This window comes from Streptacidiphilus jeojiense, assembly GCF_000719095.1.
Lineage (GTDB): Bacteria > Actinomycetota > Actinomycetes > Streptomycetales > Streptomycetaceae > Streptacidiphilus > Streptacidiphilus jeojiensis.
Map to the genome: position 1 here is coordinate 1 of NZ_JOEH01000132.1, position 213 is coordinate 213.

Genomic DNA, 213 nt, shown 5'->3' on the forward strand with positions numbered 1-213 from the left:
GCCGTCCACGTTGGACACGAAACGCACCGTCAGGTCCCGGTCGGTGAACGAGCGCAACGCCTCGTAGGCCATCGCCGGACCCAGGTCCGAGCCGCCGATGCCGATGTTGACGAGGTTGCGGATCCGCCGGCCGGTGTGCCCGGTCCACTGCCCCGAACGGATCCGGTCGGCAAAACCGGCCATCTTGTCCAGCACCGCGTGCACACCGGGCAC

At 69.0% G+C, this 213-nt stretch carries 1 pseudogene; it reads right to left on the bottom strand.

Going from position 1 to position 213, the window contains the following annotated elements:
* A pseudogene (locus IF29_RS43085) lies at window positions 1-213 on the bottom strand (glucose-6-phosphate isomerase); the annotation flags it as partial.